General features: G+C 60.2%; 8 protein-coding genes. 6 read left to right on the top strand and 2 right to left on the bottom strand.

Annotated elements, in window-relative coordinates:
• Positions 1-247 precede the first annotated feature (247 nt).
• Both ACRESD_RS06440 and rimK read left to right on the top strand, forming a co-directional pair.
• Positions 248-697, top strand: a complete 450-nt coding sequence (locus ACRESD_RS06440) for an ATP-dependent zinc protease family protein (RefSeq protein ID WP_431750169.1) — start codon at positions 248-250, stop codon at positions 695-697.
• Positions 694-1,599, top strand: coding sequence for a 30S ribosomal protein S6--L-glutamate ligase (gene rimK / locus ACRESD_RS06445; protein WP_010214091.1), 906 nt, complete (start codon positions 694-696; stop codon positions 1,597-1,599). The genes ACRESD_RS06440 and rimK overlap by 4 nt, the downstream gene beginning before the upstream one ends.
• A 109-nt stretch (positions 1,600-1,708) precedes the next feature.
• On the opposite strand, the gene ACRESD_RS06450 is transcribed toward rimK, so the two are convergent.
• Together ACRESD_RS06450 and ompR are read right to left on the bottom strand one after the other, a co-directional pair.
• Positions 1,709-3,022 carry an ATP-binding protein gene (locus ACRESD_RS06450; protein WP_431750163.1) on the bottom strand — a complete coding sequence of 438 codons (1,314 nt, stop codon included), beginning with the start codon at positions 3,020-3,022 and terminating at the stop codon, positions 1,709-1,711.
• 117 nt (positions 3,023-3,139) lie between these two features.
• A complete protein-coding gene (gene ompR, locus ACRESD_RS06455) occupies positions 3,140-3,880 on the bottom strand; it encodes an osmolarity response regulator transcription factor OmpR (RefSeq protein ID WP_431750164.1) in 741 nt (246 codons plus the stop codon).
• A gap of 358 nt (positions 3,881-4,238) precedes the next feature.
• Between ompR and ACRESD_RS06460 the strand changes: the two genes are divergently transcribed.
• From ACRESD_RS06460 to tauA, 4 genes are all read left to right on the top strand, one after another.
• Positions 4,239-6,563, top strand: a complete 2,325-nt coding sequence (locus ACRESD_RS06460; protein ID WP_431750165.1) for a Tex family protein — start codon at positions 4,239-4,241, stop codon at positions 6,561-6,563.
• Positions 6,563-6,946: a PaaI family thioesterase gene (locus ACRESD_RS06465; protein WP_431750166.1), complete on the top strand. Its 384-nt coding sequence runs from the start codon at positions 6,563-6,565 to the stop codon at positions 6,944-6,946. The genes ACRESD_RS06460 and ACRESD_RS06465 overlap by 1 nt, the downstream gene beginning before the upstream one ends.
• A gap of 214 nt (positions 6,947-7,160) precedes the next feature.
• Complete coding sequence (gene gshA, locus ACRESD_RS06470; RefSeq protein ID WP_431750167.1) at positions 7,161-8,744, top strand: glutamate--cysteine ligase; 1,584 nt, start codon at positions 7,161-7,163, stop codon at positions 8,742-8,744.
• 233 nt (positions 8,745-8,977) lie between these two features.
• A complete protein-coding gene (gene tauA, locus ACRESD_RS06475) occupies positions 8,978-9,955 on the top strand; it encodes a taurine ABC transporter substrate-binding protein (RefSeq protein ID WP_431750168.1) in 978 nt (325 codons plus the stop codon).
• Positions 9,956-10,008 lie beyond the last annotated feature (53 nt).

Raw genomic sequence — 10,008 nt, forward strand, 5'->3', positions numbered from 1 at the left:
CAGGGAACGCGATTTTTGCGTGCCTTTCCCTAACAGCCGCTGATTACTGCAGCCTGAGAGATATCTGTCGCCATTTGTCGAATATTCTGCGTGAATACCGCGAAATCGGCGCCAAACCCTCGATGAGGGTTTGGGGATTGTCACAATCCATGCGCAGTTGGACGTTACTGTCCTCGACGACTACGAAACATTTCTGAATTGCCGGTTACTCATATTGAAGACATTTGACCATTTGACCGTTGTGGGTCTGCGTGAGTGGGTGGCCCTTCCCGAGTTGGGAGTGGCCGGCCTGCGCGCCAAGATCGACACCGGCGCCAGCACCTCCAGCCTGCATGCCACCGATATCGAGCCTTTTGAGCGCGATGGTGAGAAGTGGGTACGCTTCACCGCGCACCTTGGCAGCGTTGTGCAACTGCGTCACCGTCGCTGCGAAGCGCCCCTGGTGACGATGAAAACCATCAAGAGCTCCAACGGGCATGCGCAGGTGCGCTACGTGATCAGCACAACGTTGGCACTGGGTGACCGGGTATGGCGTGTGGAATTCACCCTGGCCTGCCGCAAGGCCATGCGTTACCGCCTGTTGCTCGGCTCCAAGGCGTTGATTGACGGCCAGTTGGTGGTCAATCCCGGCGTCAAGTACGTTCAAGACAAGCCGGTGTTCCCGGTCTCTACTCTTTCTGTCCCAGGTGCTGCATGAAGATTGCTGTGCTGTCGCGAAACCCGCGTCTGTATTCCACCCGCCGCCTGGTTGAGGCCGGCACCGAACGTGGCCATGAAATGGTGGTGATCGACACGTTGCGGGCCTACATGAACATTGCCAGCCACAAGCCGCAGATCCACTATCGGGGCAAGCCGCTGGAGGGTTTTGATGCGGTGATCCCGCGTATTGGCGCCTCAGTCACTTTCTACGGCTGCGCGGTGTTGCGCCAGTTTGAAATGATGGGCGTGTTCCCCCTTAACGAATCGGTAGCCATCGCGCGCTCGCGGGACAAGCTGCGTTCGCTGCAGTTGCTGTCGCGCCGGGGCATTGGCCTGCCGGTCACCGGTTTTGCCCACTCACCGGATGACATACCCGACCTCATCGATATGGTCAACGGCGCGCCGCTGGTGATCAAGGTGCTGGAAGGGACCCAGGGTATCGGCGTGGTGCTGTGTGAAACCGCGACAGCAGCCGAGTCGGTGATCGAGGCATTCATGGGCCTCAAGCAGAACATCATGGTGCAGGAGTACATCAAGGAAGCCGGTGGCGCAGATATCCGTTGCTTCGTAGTGGGCGACAAAGTAATTGCGGCGATGAAGCGCCAGGCCAAGCCAGGGGAGTTCCGCTCCAACCTGCATCGTGGTGGTAGTGCCAGCCTGATCAAGATCACCCCGGAAGAACGCATGACCGCGCTGCGGGCAGCCAAGGTAATGGGCTTGAGCGTGGCCGGCGTGGATATCCTTCGCTCCAACCACGGGCCACTGGTGATGGAAGTGAACTCATCGCCGGGCCTGGAAGGGATCGAGACCACCACAGGCAAGGACGTGGCGGGGATCATCATTCAGCATCTGGAGAAGAACGGCGGGCCAAATATGACCAGGACCAAAGGCAAGGGCTGAATTAGGCACCACAAAAAGTGTGGGAGCTGGCTTGCCTGCGATAGCTATAGTGAACTCACCACCGCTATCGCAGACAAGCCAGCTCCCACATTTGGTTACTTGGCGTTTGTCAGACCGCATCTCTAGGCAACATCAGCCCAAGCGGCAAACGCACCCGCGCCTCCAGGCCACCTTCTTCACGATTACGCAGCTCAACATTGCCACCATGCATCGAGGCAATCCGCCGCACAATCGCCAAACCCAGGCCAGTACCCTTGCCACCCCGGGCACGGTCGCCACGGGTGAACGGGTTGAAAATCCCTTCCAACTCGTCCGGGTCGATACCCGCGCCCCGGTCCATCACACTCAGCACCACATACGGTGCAGTGCTATCGCCCGACACATAAGCTGCAACTTCCACATCGGAACCTGCGTGATGCAAGGCGTTGCCGATGAGGTTGTTCAACAGGCGTTTCATCGACACCCGACGCAACGCGAATGGCTGGATCGGCTCCAAACGCATGCGCACTTGTTCACCGTTCTGGTTATACGGGGCCACGACTTCTCGCACCAAGTCCGTAAGGTCGACCTCTTCAACCACTTCATCCCGACCATCACGGATAAACGCCAGGAACTGGTCGAGAATCGCGTCCATGTCCTCGATGTCACGGACCATGTCATCCGTCAGGTCGTTATGGTTGCCCATCAACTCCAGGGACAGCCGCAAGCGCGTCAACGGCGTACGCAGGTCATGGGATACGCCTGCCAGCATCAGCTCGCGCTCACGGCCCGCCTGCTCGACATCTTCCGCCATCTGATTGAACGCGCTGTACACCTCGGTCATCTCACTGGGCGTGTCGCTGACCGGCAGGCGCACACTGCGCCCCTGCCCCAGTTGGCGGGCGGCGAACACCAGACGCTTGAGGGGCTGGTTGAGCTGGCGGACGAAAATCCAGGCGGATGCGGTAGAAAGCAAACCAATGGCCAGGAACCAACCCAACACGTTCCAGATCTTCTGCCCCCGCAGCGGATGGGGGTACAGCGGTACTTTCAGCCAATCCTGACCCAGGCTGGGCGCCCGCACCCAGAGCGCGGGCGACACATGCATGCGCAACCGCACCTCGGTGTCATCACCCAGCTCGGCCTGCATCTGTCGCTGGTAAATCTCACTGTAGGGCCAGTGCTGCTCGCCCTCCGGCACACCCGCACCCGCCACGCGAACCAGTGTCGCAGCCTTGGCAATCTTCTCGCGGTTTTCCGGATCAGCCGCCCAATAGGCACGCAGTGTAAGAGCGACGCCGTGACTGTACTGCCGATCCACCAGCACATCCTCGTTCATCAACAGATAAACCAGTGTGAGTGCCTTGGAAAACAGAACAACGATCAGCACCAGCCAAAGCGTGCGGGAAAAGAAACTTTGCGGGAACCACAGCGGGGTTTTCATAGAAGACAGCTAGATACCTTGCAGGGACGAGGGGCGCTCGCAGAATTGCAGATGCCGGGTATCCCAATGACGCTCATGGAGCCAAACGCCGGAATACCCGCCCCTGCAAATCATCGGTCAACTGGTTTTATTGCCATCCGGCACGAACACATAACCCACGCCCCACACCGTCTGGATATACCGCGGCTTGGACGGATCAGGCTCGATCATCCGGCGCAGACGGGAGATCTGCACGTCGATGGAACGCTCCAGGGCATCCCACTCCCGGCCACGGGCCAGGTTCATCAACTTGTCGCGGGTCAGCGGTTGGCGCGCGTTCATCACCAGCGCCTTGAGCACCGCGAATTCGCCGGTGGTCAGCATGTGCACTTCTTCACCGCGCTTGAGCTCACGGGTAGCCAGCGACAATTCGTAGTCACCAAAGGTGACGCTTTCGTCTTCACTGCCTGGCGCGCCCGGCACCGGCGGAGCCTGACGACGCAATACAGCCTTGACCCGAGCCATCAGCTCATCCGGGTTGAACGGCTTGGCCAGGTAATCATCGGCGCCAAGCTCAAGGCCCTTGATGCGGCTCAGCTCATCGCCCTTGGCGGTCAGCATGATGATTGGAATCTGGTTGTTCGCACCGCGCAGGCGTTTGCAGGCGGTAAGGCCGTCTTCGCCGGGCAGCATCAGGTCGAGTACGACCAGGTTGAACACCTCGCGCCCCAGCAGGCGGTCCATCTGTTCGGTGTTCGGCACCGCGCGAGCGCGGTAGCCTTTGGAGTTGAAGAAGCGCTCCAATAGGCTGCTAAGCCCTGGATCGTCATCAACGATGAGAATTTTTTCGCCTTCAGCAGTTTGTACAGTGCTGCTCATTGGATGCTCCTCTTATCTCGGCGCGCATTATGGCTTAGGTGCCGTTATACGCACCGTGTGCATTGTTAGCAGATTTTTCCTCTGCCGCCAGCGAACCCGCGTGCGGCGACCACCGGCGCAGTACCCCCCCAAGCCGGAACGCTGGTTATAATGCGGCGCCTTCGTGCAGGGCAACGTCAGATCGTTACCGTTTGCTGCCGGGATCTTTTTTCACCCGCTTGTCGTGATTTTTTCAATTTCGAGGGTCAATAGGCTGCCTCTTGACCCAGGCAGCGGCGCCAGTCGGGCCGCTCAACCAGCCTCCCAGGGCCTTGTTTTCCGGGCCTGCGGGCTGCTTTCAAGAATTTCAGGTGGTTTTATGGACAGCATCAACAGCCGCATCGCCGAGGAACTCGGTGTACGCCCACAGCAGGTCGAAGCGGCCGTCGCTCTACTGGATGAAGGTTCTACGGTGCCTTTCATCGCCCGTTACCGAAAAGAAGTGACCGGCAGCCTCGACGACACCCAATTGCGTCACCTGGAAGAGCGCCTGCGCTACCTGCGAGAACTCGACGAACGGCGTATCAGCATCCTCGCCAGCATCGAGGAACAGGGCAAGCTGACTCCGCAACTGGAACGCGACATCAAGCTCGCCGACACCAAGACCCGCCTCGAAGACCTCTACCTACCTTACAAGCAGAAGCGCCGCACCAAGGGCCAGATCGCCCTGGAAGCTGGCCTGGGCGAGCTGGCCGACGGCTTGTTCAACGACCCGTCGCTGACTCCCGACACCGAAGCGGCCCGCTTCATCAACGCCGAAAAAGGCGTCGCCGACGTCAAGGCCGCCCTCGAAGGCGCCAAGTACATCCTCATGGAGCGCTTCGCCGAAGACGCCAGCCTGCTGGAAAAACTGCGCACCTACCTCAAGCAGGAAGCCACGCTCAGCGCCCGCGTCATCGCCGGCAAAGAGGAAGAAGGCGCCAAGTTCCGTGACTACTTCGAACACGACGAACCGCTCAAGAGCATGCCGTCCCACCGCGCACTCGCCATTTTCCGTGGCCGCAACGAAGGCATTCTCAGCTCCGCGCTGAAAGTCGGCGACGAGCTGCCGGGCACCATGCACCCGTGCGAAGGCATGATCGGTCAACAATTCGGCATCCAGAATCAGAATCGTCCTGCGGATAAGTGGCTGGGTGAAGTGGTGCGCTGGACCTGGAAGGTCAAGCTCTACACTCACCTGGAAACCGACCTGCTGGGTGAGTTGCGCGACGGCGCCGAGACCGAGGCGATCAACGTGTTCGCCCACAACCTGCATGACCTGCTGCTGGCCGCACCGGCCGGCCCGCGCGCCACCCTGGGCCTCGACCCGGGCCTGCGCACCGGTTGCAAGGTCGCCGTGGTCGACTCCACCGGCAAGCTGCTGGACCACGCCACCGTTTACCCGCACGTGCCGCACAACAAGTGGGACCAGACCCTGGCGATCCTGGCCGCGCTATGCGCCAAGCACGCCGTGGACCTGATCGCCATCGGCAACGGCACCGCCAGCCGTGAAACCGACAAGCTGGCCGCCGAATTGATCAAGAAATACCCAGCCATGAAAATGACCAAGGTCATGGTCTCCGAGGCCGGCGCTTCGGTGTACTCGGCGTCGGAACTGGCGTCCAAGGAGTTCCCGGACCTCGACGTGTCGATCCGTGGCGCAGTGTCCATCGCCCGTCGCCTGCAAGACCCCTTGGCCGAACTGGTGAAAATCGACCCTAAATCCATCGGTGTCGGCCAGTACCAGCACGACGTGTCGCAGCTGAAACTGGCACGCGGCCTGGATGCCGTAGTGGAAGACTGCGTGAACGCCGTGGGCGTGGACGTGAACACCGCCTCCGTGGCGCTGTTGGCGCGTATCTCCGGCCTCAACGCCACCCTGGCACAGAACATCGTCACCCACCGCGATGAAAACGGCGCGTTCAAAACCCGCGCCGCGCTGAAAAAAGTCGCACGCCTGGGCGAAAAAACCTTCGAACAAGCCGCCGGCTTCCTGCGCGTAATGAACGGCGACAACCCACTGGACGCCTCCGCGGTTCACCCGGAAGCCTACCCGCTGGTACAACGCATCGCCGCCGAGACTGACCGCGACATCCGCTCGCTGATCGGCGATGCTGCGTTCCTCAAGCGCCTGGACCCGAAGAAATACACCGATGAAACCTTCGGCGTGCCGACCATCACCGACATCCTGCAAGAACTGGAAAAACCGGGTCGTGACCCACGCCCCGAGTTCAAGACTGCCGAGTTCCAAGACGGCGTCGAAGACCTCAAGGATCTGGAGCTGGGCATGATCCTCGAAGGCGTGGTCACCAACGTGACCAACTTCGGCGCCTTTGTGGACATCGGCGTGCATCAGGACGGTTTGGTACATATCTCCGCGCTTTCGGAGAAATTCATCAAAGATCCGCGCGAAGCGGTGAAAGCCGGTGATGTGGTCAAGGTCAAGGTCATGGAAGTCGATATCCCTCGCAAACGCGTTGGCCTGTCGATGCGCATGAGTGACACCCCAGGCGAGAAGATCGACGGCGCCCGTGGTGCTCGTCCGGGTTCAGCACCGCGCCAGTCGCAGATCAACGCGCCGCGCAAGGAAACCGCCACCGCCGCCCCGAGCAACAACGCCATGGCCTCGCTGTTCGCCAACGCCAAACAGTTGAAGAAACGCTGATGGAGATCCCGGCCGGTTTGACCCAGAGCGCATTCAGCGAACTGATCGGCTGCCGCCTGCAACGCCTGGACGAGGGCGTTGCCGAGGTGGCCCTGACCCTGGAGCCGCAGCTGCGCAACCGTGCGGGCAAGCTCCATGGCGGGGCGATCTTCAGCCTCGTGGACATTACGATGGGGCTGGCCTGTTCCAGCTCCCATGGTTTCGACCAGCAGAGCGCGACCATCGAGTGCAAAATCAACTACATCCGTGCTGTGTCTGACGGTGACGTGCTGTGTACCGCCCGGGTGATCCACGCGGGTCGCCGCACACTGGTGGTCGAAGCCGATGTGTATCAGGACGAAAGATTAGTCGCAAAAGCACAAGGCACGTTCGCTGCCCTATAGCTCCCCACCCTCGATTTGAGTTAATTTCGGCGCTGCGATAACAGCGTCGGAATTTTCTTGCTGCGCTATAGCCCAATTCATGGAGTGAAGTCGGCTTTTACAGATCGAGTCAGATCGACTCTAAACCAGGCGATCACGCCAGTTTTAACTTCACCCTTGTAGACCGTCCTGCCCACCCCCATATTGGGGCGACTGACGCGTGAAGGAATCCAACTTGAGCGAACTTCTCAACCGCCGCCTGGCCTTGCTCGGCAAGCGCGAACACCTCTCCCTGCTAGAGCAGTGCTTGCACGGCATCGAGCGTGAATGCCTACGCGTCACCGATGAAGGTCGCCTGGCACAAACGCCGCACCCTGAAGCCCTGGGCGCCGCGCTGACCCACGAACAGATCACCACCGACTACTCGGAATCGCTGCTGGAGTTCATCACTCCCGCCCTGCCCAACCCGGCCGATACCCTGAGCAGCCTGGACAAGATTCATCGGTTTGCCTACACCAAGCTCGGCAGCGAATACCTGTGGAGCCCCTCGATGCCGTGCCCGTTGCCGGCCGAGGAAGACATTCCGATTGCCTACTACGGCACCTCCAATATCGGACAGCTCAAGTACGTGTACCGCAAGGGCCTGGCCCTGCGTTACGGCAAGACCATGCAGTGCATTGCCGGCATCCACTACAACTTTTCCCTGCCGGAACAGTTGTGGCCGTTGCTCAAGGAGACTGAAGGGTTTGTCGGCACCGACCGCGATTACCAGTCCAATGCCTACATCGCGCTGATCCGTAACTTCCGCCGCTACAGCTGGCTGCTGATGTACCTGTTCGGCGCCTCGCCAGCCCTGGATGCCGGTTTCCTGCGCGGTCGCTCGCACCAGCTCGAAGTACTGGATGCCGACACGCTGTACCTGCCGTATGCGACCAGCCTGCGCATGAGCGACCTGGGTTACCAGAGCAATGCCCAGGCCGGTCTTACGCCGTGCTACAACGACCTGTCCAGCTACACCGACAGCCTGCGCGAAGCGGTGGCAACGCCCTACGCGCCTTACGTCGAAGTCGGCACGCACAAGGACGGTGAGTGGGTGCAGCTCAACACCAACATCCTGCAGATCGAAAACGAGTACTACTCCAACATTCGCCCCAAGCGTGTGACCTACACCGGCGAACGCCCGATCCAGGCGCTGATGGCCCGTGGCATTCAGTACATCGAAGTGCGTTGCCTGGATATCAACCCGTTCCTGCCGATGGGGATTGACCTGCCGGAGTCGCGCTTCCTCGACGCGTTCCTGCTGTACTGCGCCCTGAACGACAGCCCGCTGTTCGCTAACAACGAGTGCGGCAACGCAACGTCCAACTTCCTCAGCGTGGTCAAGGAAGGTCGCCGTCCGGGCCTGCAGTTGCAACGTGATGGCGCCCCGGTGGACATGAAGGAATGGGCCACCGAGTTGCTGGAGAAGATTGCCCCGTTGGCCGCGCTGCTGGATGAGAGCCACAGTATCACCGAGCACAGCCAGGCGCTGGACGCCCAACTGGCGAAGGTCAAGGATTCGTCCCTGACCCCATCGGCCCAGGTGCTGGCAGCAATGGCTGAGCGTAAAGAGAGTTTTGCGCAATTCTCCCTGCACCAGAGCCGGCTGCATGCCGAGCACTTCCGCAAGGAGCCGCTCTCGGCCGAGGAACAGGCACGCTTTGAAGAACTGGCGCGCACGTCACTGGCCCAACAAGCAGAGCTGGAACAGAACGAAGTGGGCGATTTCGATGTGTTTGTCGGGTCGTACCAGGCCAGCATCCTCGCCATCAGCAACTAAAGGCTTGTGTGGGAGCTCGCTTGCCTGCGATAGCATCACCGGGGTATCACTGATACACCGGGTCGTTTGCATCGCAGGCAAGCCAGCTCCCACATTTGTTCTCCTCAGCCTGCACACCGGATTTCACTCTTCTTCTAATAAGCTAATTCGAAAATGTTATTTATTTTCGAATTCTTAGATCATTTAGTCTCCTCACACGCCGACCCTCGGCCGCCTGATTGAGGAGCTTCCCCTTGAAACTGTTAACCCCACTGCGCCTCCTGGCGGCGTTGTCCTTGGCCGGTGCGAGCCTGTTTGCCCAGGCGGCGGATGTGACGGTCGCTTATCAGACCACCGTAGACCCGGCCAAAGTCGCCCAGGCCGACGGCGCTTACGAAAAAGCCACCCATGCCAACATCAACTGGCGCAAATTCGACAATGGGGCCGACATCATCGCTGCCATCGCGTCCGGAGATGTGCAGATCGGCTACCTCGGTTCCAGCCCACTGACCGCTGCGGTGACTCGCAAAGTGCCGGTGGAGACTTTCCTCGTTGCCACCCAGATCGGCGGTGCCGAAGCCCTGGTAGCGCGCAACGGTTCAGGAATCAGCACCCCACAGGATCTCGTCGGCAAAAAGATCGCCGTGCCGTTCGTTTCCACCGGGCATTACAGCCTGCTGGCCGCGCTGAAGCACTGGAATATCGACCCGTCGAAAGTAACCATCCTCAACCTCGCGCCACCGGCGATCATCGCCGCCTGGAAGCGCGGTGACATCGACGCTACTTACGTGTGGGACCCGGCCTTGGGCGTGGCCAAGGAAAACGGCAAGGTACTGATCACCTCCGGCGAACTGGCCAAGCTCGGTGCGCCGACCTTCGATGCCTGGATCGTGCGTAAGGATTTCGCCGAGAAGCACCCGGAAATCGTCACTGCTTTTGCCAAGGTGACATTGGATGCCTACGCCGCCTACCGCAAAGACCCACAGGCCTGGCTAGCCGACAAAGGCAACGTCGACAAACTGGTGAAGCTCTCCGGCGCCAAGGCCAGTGACATCCCGCTGTTGCTGCAAGGCAATGTCTACCCGTTGGCAGCTGACCAAGTCAGTCTGCTGGGCGCACCAACCACCAAGGCCGTGACCGACACTGCGGCGTTCCTCAAGGAACAAGGCAAGGTTGACGCCGTGCTGCCGGATTACGCCCCTTACGTCAGCGCCAAATTCATTACCAACTGATCGGGAGTCCATCGCGATGGCCTTGCTACAACTGGAGCGCATCAGCGCACAGT

This window comes from Pseudomonas sp. (assembly GCF_050739995.1).
In the GTDB taxonomy this organism is placed as follows: domain Bacteria; phylum Pseudomonadota; class Gammaproteobacteria; order Pseudomonadales; family Pseudomonadaceae; genus Aquipseudomonas.

What these genes read in the sequence shown, in the direction of transcription:
- rimK (WP_010214091.1), top strand. Translation starts at nt 694, where the DNA reads ATGAAGATTGCTGTGCTGTCGCGAAACCCGCGTCTGTATTCCACCCGC.
- ACRESD_RS06450 (WP_431750163.1), bottom strand. Translation starts at nt 3,022, where the DNA reads ATGAAAACCCCGCTGTGGTTCCCGCAAAGTTTCTTTTCCCGCACGCTT.
- ompR (WP_431750164.1), bottom strand. Translation starts at nt 3,880, where the DNA reads ATGAGCAGCACTGTACAAACTGCTGAAGGCGAAAAAATTCTCATCGTT.
- ACRESD_RS06460 (WP_431750165.1), top strand. Translation starts at nt 4,239, where the DNA reads ATGGACAGCATCAACAGCCGCATCGCCGAGGAACTCGGTGTACGCCCA.
- ACRESD_RS06465 (WP_431750166.1), top strand. Translation starts at nt 6,563, where the DNA reads ATGGAGATCCCGGCCGGTTTGACCCAGAGCGCATTCAGCGAACTGATC.